The organism is Synechococcus sp. RSCCF101 (assembly GCF_008807075.1).
Lineage (GTDB): Bacteria > Cyanobacteriota > Cyanobacteriia > PCC-6307 > Cyanobiaceae > RSCCF101.
Genome location: NZ_CP035632.1, coordinates 1,935,922 through 1,960,602, shown reverse-complemented (window position 1 = coordinate 1,960,602; position 24,681 = coordinate 1,935,922). Strand labels below are relative to the sequence as shown.

At 71.5% G+C, this 24,681-nt stretch carries 20 protein-coding genes and 1 pseudogene; 14 read left to right on the top strand and 7 right to left on the bottom strand.

Going from position 1 to position 24,681, the window contains the following annotated elements:
• The first annotated feature begins 12 nt into the window (after positions 1-12).
• Positions 13-1,173 (top strand): DUF1800 family protein, encoded by a 1,161-nt coding sequence (locus EVJ50_RS09600; RefSeq protein WP_150883652.1) that lies wholly within the window; start codon positions 13-15, stop codon positions 1,171-1,173.
• Positions 1,170-2,279, top strand: a complete 1,110-nt coding sequence (locus EVJ50_RS09595; protein WP_150883650.1) for a DUF1501 domain-containing protein — start codon at positions 1,170-1,172, stop codon at positions 2,277-2,279. Before EVJ50_RS09600 ends, EVJ50_RS09595 begins: the two co-directional genes overlap by 4 nt.
• Here the strand turns inward: EVJ50_RS09595 and EVJ50_RS09590 are convergent.
• On the bottom strand, positions 2,276-3,217 hold the full coding sequence (locus tag EVJ50_RS09590) for a UDP-glucuronic acid decarboxylase family protein (protein WP_150883648.1): 942 nt from the start codon (positions 3,215-3,217) through the stop codon (positions 2,276-2,278). The genes EVJ50_RS09595 and EVJ50_RS09590 overlap by 4 nt on opposite strands.
• A 393-nt stretch (positions 3,218-3,610) precedes the next feature.
• Here EVJ50_RS09590 and gmd point away from each other — a divergent pair.
• From gmd to kdsB, 5 genes and pseudogenes are all read left to right on the top strand, one after another.
• A pseudogene (gene gmd, locus EVJ50_RS09585) lies at positions 3,611-4,749 on the top strand (GDP-mannose 4,6-dehydratase).
• Positions 4,746-5,729 carry a GDP-L-fucose synthase gene (locus EVJ50_RS09580; protein WP_150883647.1) on the top strand — a complete coding sequence of 328 codons (984 nt, stop codon included), beginning with the start codon at positions 4,746-4,748 and terminating at the stop codon, positions 5,727-5,729. The pseudogene gmd and the gene EVJ50_RS09580 overlap by 4 nt, the downstream one beginning before the upstream one ends.
• A gap of 46 nt (positions 5,730-5,775) precedes the next feature.
• Positions 5,776-8,199 (top strand): UvrD-helicase domain-containing protein, encoded by a 2,424-nt coding sequence (locus EVJ50_RS09575; RefSeq protein WP_150883646.1) that lies wholly within the window; start codon positions 5,776-5,778, stop codon positions 8,197-8,199.
• Between the two features lie 23 nt (positions 8,200-8,222).
• The gene (locus tag EVJ50_RS09570; RefSeq protein WP_150883645.1) at positions 8,223-8,966 is read left to right on the top strand and encodes a hypothetical protein; all 744 of its coding nucleotides are present in this window, start codon (positions 8,223-8,225) and stop codon (positions 8,964-8,966) included.
• Positions 8,963-9,790 carry a 3-deoxy-manno-octulosonate cytidylyltransferase gene (gene kdsB / locus EVJ50_RS09565; protein WP_150884966.1) on the top strand — a complete coding sequence of 276 codons (828 nt, stop codon included), beginning with the start codon at positions 8,963-8,965 and terminating at the stop codon, positions 9,788-9,790. Before EVJ50_RS09570 ends, kdsB begins: the two co-directional genes overlap by 4 nt.
• 29 nt (positions 9,791-9,819) lie before the next feature.
• Here the strand turns inward: kdsB and EVJ50_RS09560 are convergent, their stop codons facing one another.
• Both EVJ50_RS09560 and EVJ50_RS09555 read right to left on the bottom strand, forming a co-directional pair.
• Positions 9,820-10,413, bottom strand: a complete 594-nt coding sequence (locus tag EVJ50_RS09560; RefSeq protein ID WP_150883644.1) for an HAD family hydrolase — start codon at positions 10,411-10,413, stop codon at positions 9,820-9,822.
• Positions 10,410-11,396, bottom strand: a complete 987-nt coding sequence (locus EVJ50_RS09555) for an SIS domain-containing protein (RefSeq protein WP_150883643.1) — start codon at positions 11,394-11,396, stop codon at positions 10,410-10,412. Before EVJ50_RS09555 ends, EVJ50_RS09560 begins: the two co-directional genes overlap by 4 nt.
• 53 nt (positions 11,397-11,449) lie before the next feature.
• On the opposite strand from EVJ50_RS09555, the gene EVJ50_RS09550 reads away from it, so the two are divergent.
• Positions 11,450-12,694, top strand: a complete 1,245-nt coding sequence (locus EVJ50_RS09550) for a CCA tRNA nucleotidyltransferase (protein ID WP_150884965.1) — start codon at positions 11,450-11,452, stop codon at positions 12,692-12,694.
• On the top strand, positions 12,681-14,192 hold the full coding sequence (locus EVJ50_RS09545; protein ID WP_150883642.1) for a hypothetical protein: 1,512 nt from the start codon (positions 12,681-12,683) through the stop codon (positions 14,190-14,192). Before EVJ50_RS09550 ends, EVJ50_RS09545 begins: the two co-directional genes overlap by 14 nt.
• 4 nt (positions 14,193-14,196) lie before the next feature.
• On the opposite strand, the gene selD is transcribed toward EVJ50_RS09545, so the two are convergent.
• Both selD and galE read right to left on the bottom strand, forming a co-directional pair.
• Positions 14,197-16,515, bottom strand: coding sequence for a selenide, water dikinase SelD (gene selD / locus EVJ50_RS09540; protein ID WP_150883641.1), 2,319 nt, complete (start codon positions 16,513-16,515; stop codon positions 14,197-14,199).
• Positions 16,512-17,621: a UDP-glucose 4-epimerase GalE gene (gene galE, locus EVJ50_RS09535; protein ID WP_150883640.1), complete on the bottom strand. Its 1,110-nt coding sequence runs from the start codon at positions 17,619-17,621 to the stop codon at positions 16,512-16,514. Before galE ends, selD begins: the two co-directional genes overlap by 4 nt.
• A gap of 85 nt (positions 17,622-17,706) precedes the next feature.
• Here galE and EVJ50_RS09530 point away from each other — a divergent pair, with 85 nt between their 5' ends.
• Positions 17,707-19,407: an ATP-binding cassette domain-containing protein gene (locus tag EVJ50_RS09530; RefSeq protein ID WP_191964739.1), complete on the top strand. Its 1,701-nt coding sequence runs from the start codon at positions 17,707-17,709 to the stop codon at positions 19,405-19,407.
• Positions 19,404-20,225, top strand: a complete 822-nt coding sequence (locus EVJ50_RS09525) for an ABC transporter permease (RefSeq protein WP_150883638.1) — start codon at positions 19,404-19,406, stop codon at positions 20,223-20,225. The genes EVJ50_RS09530 and EVJ50_RS09525 overlap by 4 nt, the downstream gene beginning before the upstream one ends.
• 38 nt (positions 20,226-20,263) lie before the next feature.
• Here the strand turns inward: EVJ50_RS09525 and EVJ50_RS09520 are convergent, their stop codons facing one another.
• Together EVJ50_RS09520 and EVJ50_RS09515 are read right to left on the bottom strand one after the other, a co-directional pair.
• Positions 20,264-21,340: a hypothetical protein gene (locus EVJ50_RS09520; RefSeq protein WP_150883637.1), complete on the bottom strand. Its 1,077-nt coding sequence runs from the start codon at positions 21,338-21,340 to the stop codon at positions 20,264-20,266.
• A gap of 1 nt (position 21,341) precedes the next feature.
• A complete protein-coding gene (locus EVJ50_RS09515) occupies positions 21,342-22,034 on the bottom strand; it encodes a hypothetical protein (RefSeq protein WP_150883636.1) in 693 nt (230 codons plus the stop codon).
• 180 nt (positions 22,035-22,214) lie between these two features.
• On the opposite strand from EVJ50_RS09515, the gene rfbA reads away from it, so the two are divergent.
• Genes rfbA through rfbD form a run of 3 tightly spaced genes read left to right on the top strand, consistent with a single transcriptional unit; the run spans position 22,215 to position 24,671 of the window.
• The gene (gene rfbA, locus EVJ50_RS09510; RefSeq protein ID WP_150883635.1) at positions 22,215-23,162 is read left to right on the top strand and encodes a glucose-1-phosphate thymidylyltransferase RfbA; all 948 of its coding nucleotides are present in this window, start codon (positions 22,215-22,217) and stop codon (positions 23,160-23,162) included.
• Entirely contained in the window at positions 23,152-23,781 is a 630-nt protein-coding gene (gene rfbC / locus EVJ50_RS09505; protein WP_150883634.1) for a dTDP-4-dehydrorhamnose 3,5-epimerase, read from the top strand. Before rfbA ends, rfbC begins: the two co-directional genes overlap by 11 nt.
• Positions 23,778-24,671: a dTDP-4-dehydrorhamnose reductase gene (gene rfbD, locus EVJ50_RS09500; protein WP_150883633.1), complete on the top strand. Its 894-nt coding sequence runs from the start codon at positions 23,778-23,780 to the stop codon at positions 24,669-24,671. Before rfbC ends, rfbD begins: the two co-directional genes overlap by 4 nt.
• Positions 24,672-24,681 lie beyond the last annotated feature (10 nt).

The window sequence follows — 24,681 nt, the reverse complement described above, 5'->3', positions numbered from 1 at the left end:
GCCAATCCCGTCATGCTCAGCAGCGGTCTGTCTCCGATTCCGGGCCGGCCGTGCCGGCAGCAGCCGCAGGGAGCGGCCCGTCAGCGATGCCGGCGCACCAAGGCGGCTGCGCTTCAGGAGCACTGGCTGGCCCGGCTGACCCTGGCCGCTCCTGCGGAGCTCGGGCGCCTGGAGCTGGTTCAGCTCTGGCTGGGAGTGTTTGCCGTGAGCTGGCGGCAGCTGCCCGAGCCGGCCCACCTGCAGGCCCAGGTGTCGGCGATCGAGCGTCATCTCGACGGCCACTACGTCGATCTGCTGACGGCGATGGTGCTGAATCCTGCGGTTCAGGTGTCCCTCAACGGTCCCGCCAACCAGCGCCGGCGACCCAACGAGAACCTCGCCCGCGAACTGCTGGAGCTGTTCTCCCTCGGCCAGGGATCGTTCAGCGAGGCCGATGTGCGCGACGCCGCCAGGGCTCTCACGGGATTCGTGGTGGACCGGCGCAATGCCCTGGTCTTCCGTCCTCGTCGCCACGACCCGCGCGCCAAGACGATCCTGGGGCGCCGGGAGCGGTTCGGGGCCCGCTCGCTGGTGCGCTGGCTCTGCGATCAGCCCGCCACGGCCCGCACCATCGCCGGCCGGGTCTGGCGGCAGGTGCTGGGCGGGCCGCCGCCGGCCGGCGCTCTGCAGGAGCTCGCCTCGGCCTGGCAGGCGACAGGACTCTCCCTCCCCTGGCTGATGCGCACCCTGCAGGCTCGGCCCGAGGCCGCCCTGGCCCGTCGGCATGGACTCAAGCTGCTGGATCCGATTCCCGTGGTGATCCGCAGCCTGCGGCTGCTGCGGCCCGCGCATCGGGAGGTCTACCCGCTGATGGTGCGGCAGCTCCGTCTGATGGGCCAGGCTCCCTTCGAACCGCCGTCGGTGGAGGGCTGGCCGGAAAATGGCGACTGGCTCGAGGTGCGGGCCCTGCAGGCTCGCCGCCGGGGCCTTGCCGCCCTGCTCGCCCATGAGGAGATCTGGGAGAGCAGTGCGCCTCCGCCGGTGCTGCAGCCGGAGCTGACCCCGATCCCGCCTCTCGGCCTGCGTCTTCCGGTGCGCACCTCCCGCGAGACCCTGGCGCAGCTGTTCAGCGATCCGGTCTGGCAATTCGCGGGCCCGCTGCCGGCGCTCGCCCAGGAGGAGGCTCCGGCATGAAGCGCCGCGATCTGATGGCCCTGGGCCTGCTGGGCGCAGGGGGTGCTCTGGTTTCGGGGTCCCGTGTTCGGGGGCTGTGGTCGCCGGCCGCGGCTCGCGTTCGCTCCGGGGAGCGGGTGCTGGTCTGGCTGGAGTTGCGTGGCGGCAACGACGGCCTCAACACGGTGATCCCCCACCGCGATCCCCGCTACCGCCAGGCCCGGCCGCGTCTGGCGATCCGCGACCCGCTGCCCCTCACCGACACCCTCGCGCTCCACCCGGCCCTCGCTCCGCTCCAGCGGCTCTGGGACAGCGAGCGGCTGTCTCTGGTGCTCGGTCTGGGTTGGAGCGCCCCCAGTCGCAGCCACTTCCAGGCCACCGACCAATGGGCCAGTGGCCGCGCTTCGGGCCAGGGCCCCGGCTGGCTGGCTGAGGCGATGGATCGCGGCCGCTTCGGGAGGCCCACTCCCCTCATCGCGCTGGGTCGAACCGGCACCGCCGCCATCGAAGGGGGCACTGCTCTGGCGCTGCAGCTCTCCGGAGCCGATCTCCGGAGCGGTACCCCTCCCCCGCCGGTCCCGGCCACTGCCGCCGGCAATCCGCTCCTGCAACGGATGCTCGAGCTGGAGCGAGACGCCGGAGAGACCGTTGCGCGGCTGCGACAGGACCTGGCGCCACTCCCTTCAGGCACCGCGATCCCCGCCACCGGCCTCGGCGGCCAGCTGCGGCTGGCCCTGCGGTTGATCGCCTCACCCGAACCGCCGGCCGTGATCGCGCTTGAGCAGGCCGGCTACGACACCCATGCCCACCAGCTGGGGCGCCACCAGCGCCTGCTCTCCCAACTCGCCGAAGCGCTGGCGGGATTTGATGGCGGTCTGCGCCGACTGCGCAGCCGCCCGCCCGTGACGGTGCTGGTGACCAGTGAGTTCGGACGCCGACTGCGGGAGAACGCCTCCGGGGGAACCGATCACGGCAGCGCCTCGGTGGCTCTGCTGGCGGGGGATGGTCTCGGGCAGCGGCTGATCGGCTCGTATCCCAGCCTGGGCAGGCTGGATCCGCGCGGTGACCTGATCCCCTCCCTGGCTCCGCCGGCGCTCTACCGACGTGTGCTGGATGGCTCCCTCTAAGGGGCGGTGGTGCCTTCCAGCTCCTGGCGGAAGTAGGTGATGGTGCGCTCCAGGCCGTCTTCAAGGCTCACGCTGGGCTGCCAGTTCAGCTCACTGCGCGCCAGGTCGATCACGGGCTGGCGCTGCAGGGGGTCGTCCTGGGGAAGGGGCCGGCAGATCAGCTCCAGCTCTGGGTTGATCCGGTCGCGCACCTGTTCGGCCAGCTGGCGGATGGTGAATTCGCCCGGATTGCCCAGGTTGATCGGGCCGGTGTGGTTGCCGTTCATCAACCGGATCAGGCCCTCCACCAGATCGTCCACGTAACAGAAGCTGCGGGTCTGGCTGCCGTCGCCGTAGAGGGTGAGGGGCTGGCCGCGGAGCGCCTGAACGATGAAGTTGCTCACCACCCGGCCGTCGTCGGGAAGCATGCGTGGCCCGTAGGTGTTGAAGATGCGGGCCACCCGGATCTCCGTGCCGTGCATGCGGCGGTAGTCGAAGCAGAGGGTCTCGGCGATGCGCTTGCCTTCGTCGTAGCAGGCGCGGATGCCGTGGGTGTTGACGCAGCCGCGGTAACTCTCCGGCTGGGGATGCACCTCGGGGTCGCCATAGACCTCGCTGGTGCTGGCCAGCAGCAGACGCGCCTTCACCCGGGTGGCCAGGCCGAGCATGTTGTAGGTGCCTAGAAAGCTGGTCTTGGCGGTCTTGACCGGGTTGTGCTGGTAGTGGATGGGTGAGGCCGGGCAGGCCAGGTGCCAGATCCGGTCCACCTCGAGGCGGATCGGATCGGTCACGTCGTGGCGGATGAACTCGAAGCGGGGGTGGTTCCACCACTGGCGCACATTGGCCTTGCGGCCGGTGAAGGTGTTGTCGAGGCAGAGCACCTCCTCGCCGACCTCCATCAGCCGGTCGACGAGGTGGGAACCGAGGAAGCCGGCACCGCCGGTGACGAGGTTGCGCATCCGCCGCTGATGGTTGCGGGCATCATGAACAAGACCGGCCTGAGTCCCGCGCCGGGGCAGACCCCGCTCACCACCCGTCACCCCGATCCCTCAATCCACGTGCGGCCCCGGGGAGACAAGCCTGTGGCTGATCAGGTCCCGATGGATGCGCCACCAACCGTGCTGCCGGTCGATCCTCCCAGGCCTGAACGACGGGCTCGCTGTGTTGGTCTCACGGGGGGTGAGTGAGACTCCAGTCCGGCTTTCTTCAGCGGGACATCTGTCATCGTCAGCGGGCTGGTTTGAGGGTCTGGCGAGCGGTTGATGTGATCCACTCCGAAGAGCCCCGAGCGACCTGTCGCGCTCAGGCCGCTTGGGTGTCTCATACCCTTTCGCAAGAGATCAGGACCGTTCATGGCAGGCGCCGATGGCCATCCTCCCGAGCGAACCGCCCTGATCACAGGCATCACCGGTCAGGACGGCAGCTATCTGGCGGAACTGCTGCTGGAGAAGGGATACAACGTGCATGGCATCAAGCGTCGTGCCAGCAGCTTCAACACCGACCGTGTCGATCACCTCTACGAGGATCCCCACGCCATCAATCGCCCCCCGGTGGTGGTGAGGATCCCCGCTTCGTGCTGCATTACGGCGATCTCACCGACAGCACCAATCTGATCCGCATCGTGCAGCAGGTGCGGCCCGATGAGATCTACAACCTCGGCGCCCAGAGCCACGTGGCGGTGAGTTTCGAGAGTCCGGAATACACCGCCGAATGCGATGCCCTCGGCACCCTGCGACTCCTGGAGGCCGTGCGCATCCTGGGGCTCACAGGCAGCACCCGCATCTACCAGGCCAGCACCAGTGAGCTCTACGGCCTGGTGCAGGAGGTGCCGCAGCGGGAGAGCACACCCTTTTACCCGCGCAGTCCCTACGGCGTGGCCAAGCTCTACGCCTACTGGATCACGGTGAATTACCGCGAGAGCTACGGCATGTATGCCTGCAACGGCATCCTCTTCAATCACGAGAGCCCGCGCCGGGGCGAAACCTTCGTGACGCGCAAGATCACGCGCGGCCTGGCCCGCATCGATGCCGGCCTCGAGGAATGCCTGTTCATGGGCAATCTCGATTCCCTGCGCGACTGGGGTCACGCCCGCGACTACGTGGAGATGCAGTGGCGCATGCTCCAGCAGGAGCAGGCGGAGGATTTCGTGATCGCCACCGGCCGGCAGGAGAGTGTGCGCCGCTTCATCGAGCTGGCAGCCACGCAGCTGGGCTGGGGCGGCATCACCTGGGATGGCGAGGGGCTGGCGGAGATCGGCCGCCGCCGCGACACCAACGCCGTGGTGGTGCGGATCGACCCGCGCTACTTCCGCCCCGCCGAGGTGGACACCCTGCTGGGGGACCCCACCCGGGCACGGGAGAAGCTGGGCTGGACGCCCACCACCACGCTGGAGGAGCTGGTGGCGGAGATGGTCGAGCACGACCGGGCCGAGGCCGGCAAGGAAGCCCTGCTCCGCCAGAGTGGCTTCACCGTGGTGGGTGCCAGGGAATGAGTGCCTCCTCCCGTCGGATCCAGCCGGACGACCGGATCTTCGTGGCGGGCCATCGCGGCATGGCCGGCAGCGCCATCCAGCGCGCTTTCCAGCGGCACGGCTACGGCCAGCTCGTCACGGCCAGCCGCGCCGAGCTCGATCTGGGTGATGGTCCCGCCGTGGAGCGCTGGTTCAGCGCCCATCAGCCCGATGTGGTGGTGCTGGCGGCAGCAAAGGTGGGCGGCATCCAGGCCAATGCGAGCCAGCCGGCCGATTTCCTGCTCGACAACCTGCGCCTGCAGACCAATGTGATCGAGGCGGCCTGGCGCCACGACTGCCGCCGGCTGCTCTTCCTCGGCAGCAGCTGCATCTACCCCAAGTTCGCTGAGCAGCCCATCCGGGAGGAGGCCCTGCTCACCGGGGCCCTCGAGCCCACGAACGAGTGGTACGCCATCGCCAAGATCGCCGGCCTCAAGCTCTGCCAGGCCCTGCGGCGTCAGCACGGCTTCGATGCGATCAGCCTGATGCCCACCAACCTCTACGGGCCGGGCGACAACTACCACCCCACCGGCTCCCATGTGCTGCCGGCCCTGATCCGCCGCTTCCAGGAGGCCGCCGATGCCGGCAGCAACGAGGTGATGTGCTGGGGCACGGGCTCACCGCTGCGGGAGTTCCTGCATGCCGATGATCTGGGTGAGGCCTGTGTGTTCGCTCTTGAGCACTGGCGGCCGGAGGCCGAGGACCCGATCCATCACCTCAATGTGGGCACCGGGGTGGACCTGACGATCCGCGAGCTGGCCGAGCAGGTGGCCGAGGCCACGGGCTTCCAGGGCCAGATCACCTGGGACAGCAGCAAGCCGGACGGCACACCCAGGAAACAGCTCGATGTGAGCCGGATGCGGGCCCTGGGCTGGACGGCCCGCATCCCCCTGCGGGAGGGCCTGCAGCGCACGGTGCAGGACTTCCGTGCCCAGCGCTCCGTGGGGGCTCTGCGGCTGTAGTCGCCCTGGGGCCACCCCTGCCGGAGCCGGGCCTTAGCCTCGCGCCATGAGTGTTCTGGCCGGCCTCAACGACGCCCAGCGGCGGGCGGTGGAGCACCGGGACGGTCCCCTGCTGGTGGTGGCGGGAGCCGGCAGCGGCAAGACCCGCGCCCTCACCCACCGGATCGCTCACCTGATCGGCCACCACGGCGTGGACCCGGGCCAGCTGCTGGCGGTGACCTTCACCAACAAGGCCGCCCGCGAGATGAAGGAACGGCTGGAGCTGCTGCTGGCCCAGCGCCTGGCCCAGAGCCTCCACGCCCAGCCCTGGAGCACCCTGGCGGCGGTGGACCAGCGCCAGCTGCGCAGCCAGGTGTACCGGGAGGTGAGCCGGGAGCTGTGGATCGGCACCTTCCACGCCCTGTTCGCGCGCCTGTTGCGCTTCGACATCGATAAGTACCAGGACCCGGACCGGCTCAGCTGGACGCGTCAGTTCTCCATCTACGACGAGAGCGATGTGCTCAGCCTGATGAAGGAGATCGTGGTTCAGGAGATGAAGCTGGACCCGAAGCGCTTCGAGCCCAAGAAGGTGCGCTGGGCCATCAGCAACGCCAAGAACCAGGGCTGGCTGCCGGATCAGATGGAGGCCGCCGCCGAGGGGGTGCGCGGCAAGCGCGAGGCCGAGGCCTACCGCCTCTACCGCCGCGCCCTGGCGGCGAACAACGCCCTCGATTTCGATGACCTTCTGCTGCTGCCCGTGCAGCTGCTGCGCCAGAACGACACGGTGCGGTCCTACTGGCACCGTCGCTTCCGCCATGTGCTGGTGGACGAATACCAGGACACCAACCGCACCCAGTACGAGCTGATCAAGCTGCTGGTGGCCGACGGCGCTGACCCGGGCACGATCGGCACGTGGCAGGACCGCTCGGTGTTCGTGGTGGGCGATGCCGACCAGAGCATCTACAGCTTCCGGGCGGCCGACTTCCGCATCCTGATGGGCTTCCAGGACGACTTCGGCGATCGGGCGCCGGACGACAGCACCCGCACGATGGTGAAGCTGGAGGAGAACTACCGCTCCACCGCCACGATCCTGGAGGCGGCCAACGCCCTGATCGCCAACAACAGCGAGCGGATCGACAAGGTGCTGCGCCCCACCCGCGGCGAGGGCGAGCCGATCCTGCTCACCCGCTGCGACGACGAGATCGCCGAGGCGGAGGCCGTGGTGCACCGGCTGCGGCTGCTGGAGGCCGCCCACCCCGAGCTCAGCTGGCGCGACATGGCCGTGCTCTACCGCACCAATGCCCAGTCGCGGGCGCTGGAGGAATCCCTGGTGCGCTGGGGCATCCCCTATGTGGTGGTGGGCGGCCTGCGCTTCTACGACCGGCGCGAGATCAAGGACATCCTGGCCTACCTGCGCCTGCTGGTGAATCCGGCCGACAGCGTCAGCCTGCTGCGGGTGATCAATGTGCCCCGCCGCGGCATCGGCAAAACGACCATCCAGCGCCTCACCGATGCGGCCGACCAGCTCGGCATCCCGCTCTGGGATGTGGTGAGCGACCCCGAGGCGGTGCGCTCCCTGGCGGGCCGCTCGGCCAAGGGGTTGCTGCAGTTCTGCGAGCTGATCCACGACCTCAGGCGCCGCGTGCAGGACGCGCCACCGGCCGAGCTGGTGCAGCGGGTGATGGAGCAGAGCGGCTACGTGCGCGAGCTGATCGCCGATGCCAGCGACGAGGCCGAAGAGCGCCGCCGCAACCTGCAGGAGCTGGTGAATGCGGCGCTGCAGTTCCAGGAGGAGAACGAGGAGGCCGATCTGGAGCGCTTCCTGGCCACCGCCGCCCTGGCCAGCGATGCGGACAACAAGGACACCAGCGCCGATCGCGTCACCCTGATGACGCTGCACAGCAGCAAGGGGCTGGAGTTTCCGGTGGTGTGCCTGGTGGGCCTGGAGCAGGGCCTGTTCCCCAGCTACCGCTCCCTCGATGATCCGGCCTCGCTCGAGGAGGAGCGCCGCCTCTGCTACGTGGGCATCACCCGGGCGAAGGAGCGTCTGTTCCTCTCCCATGCCAGCGAGCGGCGCCTCTGGGGCGGCATGCGTGAACCGGCCGTGCCCTCGGTGTTTCTCTCCGAGCTGCCGCAGGAGCACCTGCAGGGGGATGTGCCGCGCAGCGGCGGCGCCGCCCTGCGCCGCAGCGAGCGGCTCGATCGCCTCACCCGGGTCGACCGGGAGGAGTCGCGCCGGGTGGCCCGGGGTGGCTCGGCCGGTGTTCCGGCCAATGCGATGCGCCGCCGCTCCGCGGCCCCGGCCCCCGGTCGCAGCTGGGCGGTGGGCGATCGGGTGCGCCACAGCAGCTTCGGCGAGGGCTTCATCACCCACCTCTTCGGGAGCGGTGAGCGCATCTCGCTGGCGGTGAAATTCGAGGGCATGGGCCCCAAGATCCTCGATCCGCGCCTGGCCCCAATCGAGCCCCTGCCCGCCGCGCCGGAGGCCTGAGCGGGCCGCCGTAATCTCGATTGATGAGCCCTGCCACCGCGCCGCCGGCCGAGCGGCCGATCCCGATCTTCATCGGCTACGACCCGCGCGAGCGGGCTGCCACCAACGTGTTGATCGACAGCCTCTATCAGCACAGCTCGCTGCCGCTGGCGATCACCCCCCTGGTGACCCCGCAGTTGGAGGTCGGCGGTCTCTTCAACCGCCCGCGCGACCCGAAGCAGAGCACGGCCTTCTCCTTCACCCGCTTTCTGGTGCCCCACCTGATGGGCTTCCAGGGCTGGGCGATCTTCATGGACTGCGACATGCTCTGCCGAGCGGACATCGCGGCGCTCTGGTCCCAGCGCGATCCCCGCTACGCCGTGATGTGCGTGCAGCACGAGCACGTGCCCTCGGAGACGCGCAAGTTCCTGGGTGAGGTGCAGAGCCCCTACCCGAAGAAGAACTGGAGCTCGCTGATGCTGATGCAGTGCGACCGCTGCACCGCCCTCACGCCGGAGTACGTGAACAGCGCCAGCGGCCTGGAGCTGCATCGCTTCCACTGGCTTGAGGGCGATCACGAGATCGGTGCCATCGAGGGCGGCTGGAACCATCTGGTGGCCGTGCAGCCGCCGCCGGAGAGCGGCCACGGTGAGGAGGCCGCCGCCGCCCCGCCGCTGCTGCATTGGACGCTCGGTGGACCCTGGTTCCGCGAGCAACGCGGCATGGGTGGTGTGCTGGCGGCCGAATGGTTCGCCGCCCGCGATGACGCGATGCGGCTGTGGGATTGAACGAGCCGGCCGGCATCGCCCGCAGCGTGGTGGCCGTGCCGGCCCGCCTGGCCTCCTCGCGCCTCCCCAACAAGGTGCTGGCCGAGATCGGCGGCCGGCCGATGCTGCAGCGGGTGCTGGAACGCTGCCGCCAGGCGCAGGGCCCGGCGGCCGTGGTGCTCTGCACCGACAGTGAGGAGCTTGCCGATCTGGGTCGCCAGTGGGGTGTGCCGGCGCTGCTCACCTCGGCCGACTGCAGCTCCGGCAGCGACCGGCTGGCCTCGGTGGCCGACGCCCTGGTGGCCCTGGCCTGGGGGGAGGAGCCGGGGTCCTGTGGTGATCGCCTCTGCCGCACGGCCGTGATCAACGTGCAGGGCGATCAGCCGTTCCTCGATCCCGCTGTGGTGAGCGCGATGCATGCCGAGTTCCTGCGGCGCACACCGGTACCGGCGGTGATCACGCCGGTGTACCCGCTCAAGCCCGACACGATCCACAACCCGGCCGTGGTCAAGACGCTCCTCGCCCACGACGGCCGCGCGCTCTACTTCTCCCGCTCGGCGATCCCGCACGTGCGCGATGTGGATCCGGCCGACTGGCATCACCACACCACCTACTGGGGCCACGTGGGCATGTACGGCTTCCGCGGTGATGTGCTCGCCGGCTGGCGCGCTCTGCCCCCCTCACCCCTGGAGGATCTGGAACGCCTGGAGCAGCTGCGGCTGATCGAAGCAGGCCACACCGTGGCCACCTTCCGGGTGGAGGGCAGCTCGCTGTCGGTGGACACGGCCGAGCAGCTGGAGGAGGCGCGCCGCCTGGCGTCAGCAGAGAGCCCGGCAGGGGCCTGAGCGAGTTCCGGCGTCAGTCGTCGTGGCGTTCAATCGTTGCGGTCGCGCCAGCCGCCGCGCCGCAGGGCCTGCCAGTCGCCGCGGGCCTGCAGGATCCGCTCCGCCAGTTCGCGCACGGCGCCGTGGCCGCCGCGGCGCTGCAGCACCGCATCGGCCTGATGCCGGAGCGGCCGGCAGGCATCCGCCGGGGCCAGCAGCAGGCCCACCACGGGGCGCACCGCCAGGTCGTTCAGATCGTCGCCCACCAGGGCCGTCTGCTCCGGCGGGCACTCCAGGCTGGCCTGGAGTGCCCTGAGGGCGGCGGGTTTGTCGCGGATGCCCACCAGGCAGTGGCGGATGCCCAGGTGCCGGGCCCGCGCCTCGGTGGCGCCCCCCTGGCCGCCGCTGAGCAGGGCCAGCTCCAGGCCCGACCGCTGCAGCAGCTTGAGACCGAGCCCGTCGCGTACATCGAAGCGCTTCTGCAGGGCGCCGGCCGGATCGAGCCAGAGGCCGCCGTCGGTGAGCACGCCGTCCACATCCAGCACCAGCAGCGCGAGCTGGCGCAGGGCGGGCCGCAGACGGCGCCAGCGCCACTCCCGGCTCCAGCGACGCGGGTGGGCCAGGGGCAGGGCCGGGGCGCTCATGCCAGGCCGGCCTGGACCAGATCGTGCAACCGCAGCAGACCCAGCATTTCTCGGGTGGGGCTCACCACCGGCAGCACCGAAATGGGCTTGCGGCGGTTGCGCTCCATCCGCTCCAGTGCCTGCACCGCCAGCTGATCCGGTTCGGCGGTGATCGGATCGCCGGTCATCAGATCGCGGGCCCGCAGCGCGGACCACTCCTCGCTGCTGTGGTCGCGCAGGGCGCGGCGCAGGTCGCCGTCGGTGATCAGGCCATGCAGGCGGCCAGCGCTGTGGGGGTCTTCCACCCAGCCGCTGCCGATGGCGCCGCGGGTGAGCAGGGTGATCACGGCATCGAGCGGGGCATCAGGCGCCACCGGCTCCAGCTGGGCTGCCGGCACCATCAGGTCGGCGGCGGTGAGGGTGAGCTGCTTGCCGAGGGAGCCGGCCGGGTGGTTCAGGGCGAAATCGGCCGGTGAGATGCCGCGCCGCTCCATCCACACCGCCGCCAGGGCATCGCCGATGGCCATGGCCACCGCCGTGCTGGCGGTGGGGGCCAGATTCAGGGGGCACACCTCCCGGTCCACGCTGGCCTCCAGCACCACATCGCTGCCGCGCCCGAGGCTGGAGTCCGCCCGGCCCACCAGGGCGATGCGGGCCGTGCCGCGCCGCTTCAGGTGGGGCAGCACCGCCAGCAGCTCCTCGGTCTCACCGCTGTTGGAGAGCAGCAGGGCCACATCCTCGGGCGCCACCACCCCCAGATCGCCGTGCAGGGCATCGAGGGGGTTGAGATACAGGGCCATCAGCCCCACCGAGGAGAAGGTGGCGGCGATCTTGCGGGCCACGATGCCGCTCTTGCCCACCCCGGTGATCACCAGCTTGGCCCGCTGATCGGCGCAGCGCTCCAGCAGGCCGAGGGCCTTCTCCACCGCGCCGTGCCCGAGGCGCTCGGCCGCCAGGCTGATGGCGCCCGCCTCCTCCCGCAGACAGCGGCTCAGGGCAGACATGGACCTCCCTCCATGATGGTGGCCAGATTCTCATGCATGCCCGCCACGTGCCCATGGAGCTGGCGTTGCCCGGCGTGCCCGACTCCCTGCTCGATCGCCTCCGCCGGGCCGCTGCCCCGGCCCGGGTGGCCCTGGTGGGCGGCGCCGTGCGGGATCTGCTGCTGCACCGGGTGCACCGGGATCCCTGGCGCGGTCTCCTGGATCTGGATCTGGTGGTGGAGGGGAGCCCCGGGGCGGGCTCCTGCGGCGAGCCGGCCGCCCACGCCCTGGCCCACCGGCTGATCCGGGAGCATCCGGAGGCCGTGGGGTCCCACTGCTTCCACGCCGCCTACGGCACGGTGGAGCTGGAGCTGGATGGGGTGTGGCTCGATCTGGCCACGGCCCGGCGCGAGGTCTACAGCGCTCCCGGCCTGAACCCCGAGGTGGCCTTCGCCGATCTGGAGGCGGATCTGGCCCGGCGCGACTTCAGCCTCAACGCCATGGCCCTGGTGCTGGGCGAGGAGGGATCGGGCCGCTGGCAGCTGCTCGATCCCCACGCCGGCCAGTCGGCCCTGGAGCAGCGCCAGCTCGCCTTCCTGCACGACGGCAGCGTGCGCGATGACCCCAGCCGGGTGCTGCGGGCGGCCCGTTACGCGGCCCGGCTGGGCTTCGAGCCCGGCGCGGAGGCCCTCGGCCAGATCCGCCGCACCCTGGCGGACTGGCCCTGGGCCTGGCGGCCAGGGGACCCGGCCGAGGCCGCCCCACCGGCGCTGGCCGTACGGCTGAGGATGGAGCTGGATCTGCTGCTGCAGCGGGAGCCCTGGCCGCAGGCCCTCCGCCATCTGGAGGCCTGGGGCGCGCTGGCCCTGATCGATCCGTCCCTGAGCGGCGATCGCGGCTGGCGCCGCCGGCTGCACTGGGCCCGGCGTCTGGAGCTGCCCCTGCTTCCGGCTCTGCTGGCCGGGGCCGCCGATCCGGCGGCGGCAGGCCGCCGGCTGCAGATCCCCGCCCGCCAGCTCGCCTGGCTCGAGGCGCTGCCGGCGGTGCGGGCCGTGGCCGCACGCGGCCCGGTCAGCCCCTCGGCCTGGTGCGCGGCGCTGGAGGGCCAGGGCTGGGGCGAGGAGGCCGTGCGCCTGGCGCTGGCCTGCGGGCTGACGCCCCGACGGCCGCTGCTGCGCTGGTGCGGCCGCTGGCGGCACGCCACCCCCCCGGTCAGCGCCCGTGAGCTGATCGCGGCCGGCCTGCCGCCCGGTCCGGCTCTGGGCGCCCGTCTGCGCCAGCTGCGGGCCGAGCACCTGGATGCCCATGACCACGTCTGAATCCCCGGCCCCCACCCCCAGGCCGCCATTGGCTGCCGTGCTGGTGGTGCTGGTGTGCGCGGCCTTCGCGATCAAGGGCCTGGTGCTGATCGATCGCACCAGCCTCTGGAACGACGAGCTGCGCACGGTGATCAAGTCGTTCCAGCCCTCCCTGCCGGATCTGTTCCGCCAGCTCAGCCGCGATACCCACCCGCCTCTTTACTACGTGCTGGTCTGGCTGTGGGGGGCGGCGGTGGGCCAGAGCGCCCTCAGCCTGCGGCTGTTCTCCTGGCTGGCCTATGGAATCGGCGGCGGCCTGATGGCCCTGCAGGCCGCGGCGCTGGCCGTCCGGCCCCGCCGCGCCGCCGCTCTGGCGGCCCTGGCGGCCTTCTGCTCTCCCTTCCCGGTGCGCTTCGCGATCGAGGGCAAGGGCTACGCCTTGCTGGCCCTCTGGGTGGTGCTGGCCCTGGTCTGGCGGGCCCGCTGGCTGGCCGGCCGCCGCTGCGCCTGGGCCTACGGCCTGAGCGTGGCCGCCGCGGGGCTCACGCATTACTACGGCCTCTTCCTCTTCGGCAGCACGGTGCTCTGGGATGGCTGGCGGCGGCGCTGGCCGCTGGCCCGCACGGCGGCGCTGGCGCTGCTGCCCTCCCTGCTCTGGATCGGCGTGTCGTTCGAGTACCTGAGCAGCGGCGCCACCGCCGACTGGATCGGCCGGCCCGAGTTCGCCCTGCTGGAGGACACCCTGGCCCGAGCCCTCGGCCCCTGGCCCCTGCCCAAGCTGGGCCTGATCCTGGTTGTGGTCTGGGGCCTGCGCCGTTGGTGCACGCCCGGACGAAGGAACGGTCCGACCTCGGAGGCAGCCGGAGCCAACGGACTGGCGGCGGAACACTCCGGCCTGCCCTGGCCAGAGCTGCTGGATCGCAGCGGCGTCAGCCCGTCGCTGCTGATGGTGCTCCTGGTGGTGCTGGTGTCGTTCGTGCGGCCGCTGGCCTTCTACCGCTACTTCTTCGTGCTGGTGCCGGCGGTGGTTCCCGCGCTGGCGGCGGCCGCTGCCGACTGGCGCCTGAGCCGCCGGGGCGAGCGGCTGGCCCTGATCGCGGTGGCGCTGGCCCTCAGCCTGAGCTGGCGGCAGGCCTTCCTGGCGATCGAGCCGCCCGCGGGGGTGTGGTGGCGCGAGAGCAACGACTTCCGCAGCCTGTCGCTGCGGCTGGCGGGCGAAACCGATCGATACGCCGCCCGCCCGGAACTGATGCGCGCCAGCGACCGGATGCAGGCGGCGGCGGGTCGCCTGGCCCCGCCCCTGGGCGACTGGGACGGCGCCGAGGATCTGCGCCGCGCCCTGGCCGTTCCCGCCGCCGACCGACCATCCCGGCTCTGGCTGGCGGCCACCGGCAAGCCCCGCGCCGCGCAACGGCGCCTGGAGGATCTGGAGGCGATCGCCGAGCAGGCCGGCTACGCCTGCGCGGAGGAGCCGGGGATGCCGATCGGGTCGATGCTGCTGGAGTGTCGCCGGCCGTGAGGGCTCAGAGCACGGTGCCGATGCGACAGGCCTGATCGAAGCCGGCCTCCTGCAGCCGCTGCAGGGCCGTTTCCACCTGGTGCTGCGGCAGCGCCAGCAGCAGGGGGCCGCAGGTCTGGGGGTCCACCAGAAGCTCGTGCAGCACTGTCGTTGGTGACGGACCCCCGAGACCGGCCTCGCCTTGCTCTCTGGCTTCAGTGTCAGCGTTTGGGCCGGACCCCTCCAGCAGCACCCGCGCTGGTGCCCCAGAGCCGGGTTCCAGCCAAGCCCAGGCCTCCCGGTTGGCCGGCGCCAGGCTGCTGGCCCGGCCCTTTGCCAGTTGCTCGATCGCCCCGGGCAGAGCGGGAATGGCCGCGGCCTCCAGCCGCACGCTGCGCTGCGCCGCGCCGGCGCTGAGCATCTCGCCCAGGTGGCCCAGCAGCCCAAAGCCCGTGATGTCGGTGGCGGCGTGCACGGTCAGCCCGTCCATCAGCTCCGGCAGCGCCGCCTGGGAGGTCTCCATCTCCTGCAGGGCCGCGCTCAGAGCGTCGGGCGGCACGGCTCCGGCCATCGCCGCCGCCAGCAGCACGCCGCTGCCGAGGCCGCGGCTGAGGATCAGACCATCGCCCTCCTGCAGACCGCCCTTGGGCCAGGGGCCCTGGGGTCCGGGCACCCCGTTCACCGTGAGGGCGATCTCCAGGCCGAGGGCGGGGCAGGCGGGTGGCTCGGATCGGGATTCCAGGCTGTGGCCGCCGATCAGAGTCGCTCCCATCGGCTCCAGGGCGGCTCGTAGTCCGGCCAGCACCTGGCGCAGCAGCTCCTCCTGCACGGCCGGGGCCACCGCCGGCAGGGTCACCACGGCCTGGGCGCTGTGCACCCGGGCGCCGCAGGCCCAGAGGTCGGAGCAGGCATGCCAGGCGGTGAGGCGGGCATTGCGCCAGGGGTCGGCCAGCAGGGCGGGGAAGCCGTCCACGCTCTGCAGCCAGCCGGGGGAGCCTTCGCCAATGGCGTGGGCGTCCTCGGCCGGCCCGTCCAGACCGGCCCCCTGTAGCGCCCGCCGCAGCGAGGCGGCCGGCAGCTTGGCGGCACAGCCCCGGCAGGCCATGGCGAGCGCTGAGCCGGCCGCCTCGCCGTCTCCGCTCGGAGCTGCCATCGCGCCCGCCCGCTGGAAGCCCTCCATGAAGGAGCGATCGAGCCGCTGCTTCCAGCGCCAGATCAGCGGCTGCGGCCCGATCTGCAGCGGACCCCACAGGGCCAGGGCCTCGCGCCCGCCCGCCGCGAGCCCCCGGCTGGCGCCACCGGCTCCCAGCAGCTGCAGGGCCCGGCTCTGGGGTCTCCAGCACCGAAGCCTGCTGCGTTTGCTGCGGTTCCCACGCCCCGCGCGACTCGCACCAGCACCCTGCAGCGCCGCCAGATTCCAGGCCAGCACGGGCGCCGCCCGCACCGCCCAGACCCCCGAGGGCGGCCGGGGCCGATCGGCCACCACGGCGCAGTCGCCGGCCGCCAGGATCACAGGATGGCCCTGCACCTGCAGGTTGGCGTCGGTGAGCACGCGGCCGTCGGCCTGCACCGGCAGACCCGACTCCGCCAGCCAGGCCGGCGCCCGGCTCCCAGTGCAGGCGATTACGGGGCCTGCGGAATCAGCTGGCCACCGCTCCACCCGCTCCACCCCCGCCCGCGCCAGGCAGCGGCGCAGCGGTCCGGATGGGCGGCCCGGGCGGGCCAGCAGCGCCAGCCGCCGCTCCGGCCAGCGCTGCCGCAGGGCCAGGGCCACCTCCACCCCCGCCAGGCCGCTTCCTACCACTGTCAGCAGCGGCGCGCGGCGACGTTCCGCTGCTGTGGGCAGGCGCGTGTCCTCGGCCATCAGCCAGTCCAGGAAGGGCTCCAGTGGCTTGATCGGCAGGAGAGGGCCCTCGAGCCGCAAACAAACCTCGTCTCCCGTCGCCTCCGGCCGTGATCCAGCGCGGCCCCCGCCGGTCGCCTGAGGAGCCAGGGGCCGACTCACCGCGCCCACATCGAGGCTGATGCGCTCCCAGGCCAGCGCCGGGCGGCCTTGCAGGCTCAACCGCCGCTCGGCCGGATCGAGCCCGGTGATCTCGGCCTCGATGAAGCTCACCTGGGCCTGCTCGCAGAGGCGGCGCAGGTCGATCCGGCAGTCCTCGAGGGCGGCGTCGCCGGCGATCAGGGCCGGCACCAGGCCGGAATAGAGGGCGGTGGGCCGGCGGTTCACCAGGGCGATCCAGCCGGCCGGTCGCTGCCGGGGCCACATGCACCAGTGCTTCAGCAGCAGGGCGTGGCTGTGGCCGCCGCCGGCCAGCAGCAGCGGCCCCGCGCCGGAGCTCACGCCGCGTAGCCGTGGGGGTTGGCGCTCTGCCAGGCCCAGCCGTCGCGGCAGATGGCGTCCAGTCCCAGCTGGGTGCGCCAGCCGAGGCGCCGGGCCGCCAGGGCCGGATCGGCCACCGTGACGGCCGCATCGCCCGGCCGGCGCGCCACCAGCTCCACCGGGATCGGGCGGCCGCTGGCGGCCTCGAAGGCCCGGGCCACCTCGAGCACCGAGATGCCGCGGCCACTGCCCAGGTTCAGCGTCAGCAGCTGGGGCTCCTCCGCCAGCAGGGCCTCCAGGGCCATGCGGTGACCCTCCGCCAGATCCATCACGTGGATGTAGTCGCGCACGCCGGTGCCGTCGGGGGTGGGCCAGTCGGAGCCGAACACCCGCAGGCTCGGACGGCGCCCCACGGCCACCTGGCTCACGAAGGGGAAGAGGTTGTTGGGGATGCCGTCGGGGTCTTCCCCGATCTGGCCGCTGGGGTGGGCACCCACCGGGTTGAAGTAGCGCAGCCGGGCGATGCGCCAGCCGTTGGGGCTCTCCATCTCGGCGGTGGCCCCCGCGCCGCAGCCGGCCACGTCGGCCAGCAGCATCTCCACGGCCGCCTTGGTGTGGCCGTAGGGGTTGATTGGCTGCACCGGCGCGGTCTCGGGGATCGGCACCGTCTCCGGGTAGCCGTAGAGGGTGGCGCTGCTGCTGAACACGAGGCAGCGGCAGCTGTGGCGCTCCATTGCCTCCAGCAGCGTCCGGCTGCCGTGGAGGTTCACGTCCCAGTAGCGCAGGGGTTCGGCCACCGATTCCCCCACCGCCTTGAGCCCGGCGAAGTGGATCACCGCCTCCACCGGTGCGTCCAGGCCGGCCGGGCCGCTGCTCTGGGCCGCCGCGAAGGCGAGGTCGAGGCTGTGGTCGTGGCGGATGTCGCCCTGCACGAGCCGCAGCGCGTCGCCCCAGCTGCCCGGCCCGGTGGGGATCAGGCCGGCCAGCTCGGCCAGCCGCTCCACGGCCCGGGGCGAGCTGTTGCTGAAGTCGTCGAGGATCACCAGCCGGTGGCCCGCCTGCAGCAGCACCAGGCAGGTGTGGCTGCCGATGAAGCCGGCCCCACCGGTGATCAGAACCGTGGCCAAGGCAGCGCAGCATCGCTGTCGACGAGCCTATGGCCGGTCCCCGCCGCCGCTGGCCCTGTCAGGATTGCCCCGTCCAGGAGCCGGAATGGGTCGCTCGGCCTCAGGTGCACCGCAGTCATCGCTGCTCTGGGTTGCCGGCATGCACCGCAGCGGCACCTCCCTGCTGACCCGCTGCCTGCTGCCAGCGGGGGTGCGGCTACCGCCCAATCTGCTGCCCCCCACCGCCGACAACCCGGAGGGATTTCAGGAGTCGGCCGATTTCGTGGCGGTGAACGAATCGATCCTGGCCCTGCAGGAGAGCCCGTGGGATGCCAGCTGGGCGATGGACCCCTGCCGCCGGACCAGCCTGAGCCCCAGCCTCGAGATGGAGGCCGAGGGCCTGATTCGGCGCTGGATGGAGGGCGATGGACCACTCGCCCTGAAGGATCCGCGTCTCTGCCGCACGCTGCCGTTCTGGCACCGGCTTCTGGGGCCGGCACGGATGGCCGCCGGGGTGGCGATCGTGCGCCATCCGCTGGCCGTGGTGCAGTCGATCGGGTACCGCGATGACATGCCTGCGGTGAAGGCGCTCTCGCTCTGGTTGCGGCACAACCTGGAGCTGATCGGCTATCTGCGGCGGGAAGGTCTGGCCTGGCCGATCGTGAGCTTCGAGCGGCTGGTGGTCGATGCCGGCGCTGAGCTGGCGCGGCTGGAGCACCTGGCATGGCACGGCGAGCCCCTGTTCCAGCGGCGGGAGCTGCCGCGCTGCCCGGAGCGGGTGGAGGAGGTGCCGCCGGACCTGCAGGCCCTGGCGCTGCGGTTCCATCGGGGGCTGAGCGAGGCCGATCGCGCCGGAGCGGTGCGAGAGGGGCTGCTGCAGGATGTGGAGGCGTCGGTGAACGGGGATCCCCATCTCCTGCAGCAGTTGCTGGCTCTGGAGAGTCGGCGGCGCCACGCCCTGGGCGATGCCCTGGCCGAGGAGCGGGGGCGGGCCCAGCTGCTGGCCCCGGAGCTCGATGAGGCCGAGCTGGCCGGGCTGGAGGGGCCGCGTCAGCACGCAAGCGCGGAGCAGCTGGCCCAGTGGCGCCGCGACGACGTGCCCTTCCATCACCTGGATGGGGTGCAGCTGCGGCTGCGCGGCCGGGCGGGACGTGAGCGCGGCGGCCGTGAGCCGGGCACCGGCGAACCCCGTGCCGTGCTGAGCGACATCACGCTCACCATCAGCGGCGGTCAGCGGGTGGGGCTGCTGGGGCACAACGGCAGCGGCAAGACCAGCCTGCTGCGGCTGCTGAGCGGCATCTACCAGCCCACCGGCGGGACCCTCAGCCGCCACGGGGAACCGCTGGCCCCGATCATCGACCAGAGCCTGGGCTACAGTCGTGAGCTCACCGGCCTGCAGTGCTGCCGCCACTACCACCTGCTGCACCTGGCCGATCAGGTGGAGTGGCCCGCCTTCCTGGCCCGGGTGCAGGAGTTCACCGAGCTGGGGGAGGCGCTTGCCACGCCCCTGAAGACCTGGTCGCTGGGCATGCAGACGCGGCTGTCCTTCGCCCTCACCACAGGCCGCCGGGTGCAGGGCCTGGCCCTGGACGAGGGGCTGGGCGCCGGGGATCAGTGGTTCCAGCGCAAGGCCCGGCGCCAGCTCGATGCCTTCATCGACCGGGCCGGCACCCTCGTGCTGGCCTCCCACTCCAATGTGCTGCTGCAGCGCTACTGCAGCCGCGGAATCATCCTCGAGCAGGGCCGCATCCGTTTCGAGGGCACGCTGTTCCGGGCTCTGCAGCTCTACAAGGGTATGGCCGCATGAGCGACATCCCATCTCCCCCCGCGCCGGCGGCTCGCCGGCTGGCGCTTCCCGCCGGCCTGAGGCTGTACCTGCGGCTGCTGCCCGCGGTGCTCTACGGAGCCCGGCTGCGGCTGATCGTGCAGTTCTCCCGCACCCGACTCGGCAGCCGCTGGATCGGAATCTCCACGGTGCTCAGTGCCGCGATCCTCGGCACGATCTACGGCAACCTCACCGGCATCCGCGACTGGCCCAGCTACGCCGTGTACGTGGCGGTGGGGCTGATCGCCTGGAACACCCTCTCCACCGCCATCACCGGCAGCTGCACCCTGATGGAGCGCTCGCGCGAGCGGCTGCTCAATCAGCCCTTCCCACCCGGGCTGACGGTGATCGAGGAGTGGCTCACCATCTGCCTGGGAGCCCTGATCAGCCTGGCGGTGGGCCTGGCCCTGCTGGCGCTGATCCAGCCGCTGGTGCTGCTGCACTTCCTCGCCGGTGGCTGGCTGGGCCTGGCCAATCTGCTGCTGGCCTGCCTCTGGATCGCGATGCTGCTGGCGCCCCTCTCGGCCCGGCTGGCGGATCTGCCCCAGATCATGCCGATCCTGCTGCAGATCGCCTTTCTCTCCTCGCCGATCCTGTTCTATTCCCGCAGCCTGGGCCCCCTGCAATGGGTGGCCGGCTTCAATCCTCTCTATGCCATGGTCCAGTTGCTGCGGGCTCCGCTCACCGGTGAGATGGCCTGGGGCGCGCAGCTGGTCGCCCTGGCCGTTCAGATCCCGCTGGCTCTGCTGTTGCTGCTGCGGCTCGACCGCCAGCGGATGCGGATCCTGCGCTGGCTTTAGGCGGCACCGCGCCCGATCGGCTCACTGGTCGGATCGGCTTACTGCTTGAACCCGATCAGGGGCGGGCGCAGGAAGTCCACCAGATCGAGGGGGTCGATCAGCGGCGGTTCCCCGAAGGCGATCAGGGAGGGATCGAGGCAGTCGCAGGGATTGCTCTCGAGCAGATCGCGCTTGATCAGGGGACACCCCTCCAGCAGCAGAGGCAGGACCAGATCATGGGTGGGATTCATGGTGGCGAAGGCATCGCGGGCCTGCTCGAGCACGGCCTCCTGCAGCAGCTGGGCGGCATGGCGCGAGTAGCCGCAGCGCTCCTGCAGCCGGCGCAGGAACTCCTCCTGCCCGCCCACCGTGCGCAGCCGCGACACCGGATGCAGGGCCCGCAGCGGGTGGCCGGCCTGCAGGGCCTGGCGCGAGAGGCCGATCTCGCCATCGCGGATGATGCCGGCGGTGCCGGACCAGCCCGGGAAGCTCCACCAGAAGCCGTGCCACCAGGCGCTGCGGATAACAGTTTCCGGGCAGTTGAGCGCGTAGCTCTGCAGGTGGTAGCCGTTCTGGAAGGAATCGGTGAGGCCCACGATCGCGTCGTCGTCGCCCTCCAGCAGACGGGGCAGGCTGGAGCCGGCCAGGTCGGCCACCGGCAGGCTGCTGTCGTTGAGCAGCAGGATGCGGCTGCAGGCCTCGGCGAGGCCGCGCTGCTGCAGGGTGAGCCAGCCGTCCTGGAAGGCGCCGAAATCACGCCCCTCGTTGCGGCGGATCAGCCAGTGCACGCTCCGCTCGCTGCACCAGCGGCGGGCCGTGTCGTTGAGGGCTGTGGTGAGGATCAGCACCTGCCAGCCCTGATCGCGCAGGTGGGCGATCAGGCGGCGGATCGCCCGCTGCAGATGGCCGCCAGGGGCGTAGTGGGAGAGCAGCACGAGCGGATGCGGCGCCGGCTCGGTTCCCGGATGCCACTGCAGCTCCTCCACCCGCTCCAGGCGGCGGATGGCCTCCAGCCAGCGGCGACGCCGGCGGGCCAGCACCGGTCGCATGAGCCGTTCCCGCAGCTGCGCGGACTCGAGCAGCAGCTGCTTGAGCAGGGATTTGCCCACCTTGCGGCCCCGACTTCTCAGGCCCATGTCAGGGAGTGAGGGGCTCCGGGCTGAAGTACTGGCCCGGCAGGAAGGCCACGGCGGCGTTGATGCTGCGGGCCGCCGCCGCAAAGGCCGGCTCGGCGAAGCGCAGCGGCACGAAGCGGAAATCGATGCTGGCCACCACTGTGTTCTCCTTGTTGATCGGGCAGCCGTGCAGGCGGTCGATATGGTCGAACATCACCAGCTCGCCGGCCTCGAGGTTCATCGGCTCGAAGTCGCGGGAGCCGGCCCGGTTCTCCACGTGCAGGGCGGCGGTGTCGTGCATCGGCGTGAGGCCGCAGACCACGTTGAGCTCGTAGGGGGAGTGGCCGAAATCGGAGTCGCGGTGGAAGCTGCCCACCCAGCGGTTGTCCGGAAAGCCGATGCGATAGGTGGGGATCACCTGCACGTAGGCCGGCTCCCCGATCAGGTCCCGCAGCACCTGGCGGCAGAGGTCCGCAAAGGTGCTGGCCACGTCGGGGTGATGCGCGTAGAAGGCGCGGTGATACGGCGTGTGCTGGTCGCGCCCGGGCTGAAACAGGGGATAGGCGCGGTGGTCGGCGTCGGGCCCGTTCCGGGTGTGCTCCACCACTGCGGCGGCGTGCTGCACCAGGGCACGGCTGTAGGGGTTGGCCGAGAGGCGCCTCAGATGGAGTTCAGCGCGGAAGGCGCGGGCATCGGCTTCCGCTGAGGCGCTCACCGTGCACACACTCCCGGCACTTCGCCGATCTGATGAGACGTGATTATGCGCCATCCCCCTGCCGGCGGGCCGCCCGGCGTGGTCGCTTCCAGGACTCCACCACCGCGGTGGCTGTCAGCACACCAGCCCACGGGGAGGCAAGCATGGAATGCTGTCACACAACCTGAGGCTTTTTCGCGTATGGGTGCCGCCCGCAGGGGCATCGTGCTGGCCGGGGGAAGTGGCACCCGGCTGGCCCCGCTCACCACCGCCGTCAGCAAGCAGCTGATGCCGGTGTTCGACAAGCCGATGATCTACTACCCCCTCACCACGCTGATGCTGGCTGGGATCCGGGAGGTGCTGATCATCACCACCCCGCACGACCGGGACTCCTTCGAGCGGCTGCTGGGGGACGGCAGCGCCTGGGGCATGCGGCTGGAGTACGCCGTGCAGCCCAGCCCGGACGGCCTGGCCCAGGCCTTCCTGATCGGCGCTGGCTTCCTGGATGGCGCCCCGGCGGCTCTGGTGCTGGGCGACAACCTCTTCCACGGCCACGACCTGATCCCCCAGCTCCTGGGGGCCAACGGCCGGGCCGAGGGAGCCACGGTGTTCGCCTACCCCGTGCGTGATCCCGAGCGCTACGGCGTGGTGGAGTTCAACGACAGCGGCCGGGTGCTGAGCATCGAGGAGAAGCCGGCTCGGCCCCGCAGCCGCTACGCCGTGACGGGGCTCTACTTCTACGACGATCGGGTGGTGGAGCGGGCCCGCTCGGTACAGCCCTCGGCCCGTGGTGAGCTGGAGATCACCGACCTCAACGCCCTCTACCTGGAGCAGGGCCAGCTGCAGGTGGAGCTGATGGGCCGCGGCATGGCCTGGCTCGACACCGGCACCTGCGACTCCCTGCACGAAGCCGGCAGCTACATCCGCACCCTGGAGCACCGGCAGGGCCTCAAGGTGGGCTGCCCTGAGGAGGTGGCCTATCGCCTCGGCTGGATCGATGCCGGCCAGCTCGAGCGGCTGGCCCTGCCCCAGACCAAGAGCGGCTACGGCGCCTACCTGCTGGATCTGCTCAAGGAGAGCCCCGGCGATGGGGCGGCCCTGCAGCCGCCGGTGGCCGGCACCGCCCGGGAGGTGAGCCATGCAGGCTGAGCCGCTCCGCAGCCGCTCCGGTGCCGTGGTGGCAGGCCCGGTGCTGCTCACGCCACGGGTGTTCGGCGATGACCGGGGTTTTTTCTACGAGAGCTGGAACGCCCGCAGCTTTCAGGCGGCCCTCACGCAGGCCGGCTGGAGCGACGCGGAGGCCGCGGCGATCGTGTTCCGGCAGGACAACCACTCCCGCTCGACGCGGGGTGTGCTGCGGGGCCTGCACTATCAGCTCGAGCCGGAACCCCAGGGCAAGCTGGTGCGTTGCAGTGTGGGTGCGGTGTTCGATGTGGCGGTGGACCTGCGCCGCAGTTCCCCCACCTTCGGGCAGTGGGTGGGGGCCCATCTGAGCGAGGAGAACCACCAGCAGCTCTGGGTGCCGGTGGGCTTCGGGCACGGCTTCCTCAGCCTGAGCGAGGTGGCGGAGGTGCAGTACAAGGCGAGCGGCTTCTGGAACCGCAGCTGCGAGCGATCCCTGCGCTGGGATGACCCGGACCTGGCCATCGCCTGGCCCCTCGAGGCGCTCGGTTCTGAGCAGGCCCGGGCGGAGCCGATCCTGGCTGAGAAGGATGCCGCCGCTCCCAGCCTGGCCGAGGCCCTGGCCGCCGGGGAGGTGTTCGCGTGAAGGTGTTGCTCACCGGTGCCGGCGGTCAGCTGGGGCAGCAGCTGGTGGCTTCCGTTCCCGAGCGCCTGGCGGGCGAACCGCTGCAGCTGCTGGCCACGGGCCGCTCCGAGCTGGATCTGGCGGATGCCGAGGCCTGCCGGGCGGCCGTGGCGACCCACCGGCCCGACTGGATCCTCAATGCCGGCGCCTACACCGCGGTGGATCGGGCCGAGCAGGAGCCGGATCTGGCCCAACGGGTGAACGGGGCCGCACCGCGGGCCCTGGCGGAGGCCGCTGCCGCCTGCGGGGCGCGGATGCTGCAGGTGAGCACCGATTTCGTGTTCAACGGCCGCCAGGGTCACCCGTACCAGCCCGATCAGCCCGTGGCGCCGCTGGGGGTGTACGGGGCCAGCAAGGCCAGCGGTGAAGCGGGGGTGCTGGAGGCGCTCGGCCCGGAGCGGGCCTGCGTGCTGCGCACCAGCTGGGTGTACGGCCCGGTGGGGCGCAACTTCTGCCTCACGATGCTGCGCCTGCACCGCAGCAAGGCGGAGGCCGGGGAGCCGCTCGGGGTGGTGGCCGATCATGTGGGCTGCCCCACCAGCACCCTCAGCCTGGCCGAGGCCTGCTGGGCGGTGATCGGGCGTGGGGTCGGCGGCATCCAGCAGATCAGCGATGCCGGTGCCGCCAGCTGGTACGACTTCGCGGTGGCCATCGGCGAGCTGGGGGTTGCGGCGGGCCTGCTGGAGCGCTCCGCCCGGGTCCGGCCGATCAGCACGGCCGAGTACCCCACCCCGGCCGAGCGACCGGCCTATTCCCTTCTCGCCAGCGCAGCCAGTTACCGCCGGCTGCAGTTGGAGCCGGTGCACTGGCGTGAGCGCCTGCGCCAGGTGCTGGCTCAGGTGCAGCCCTGAGTGCCCCAGG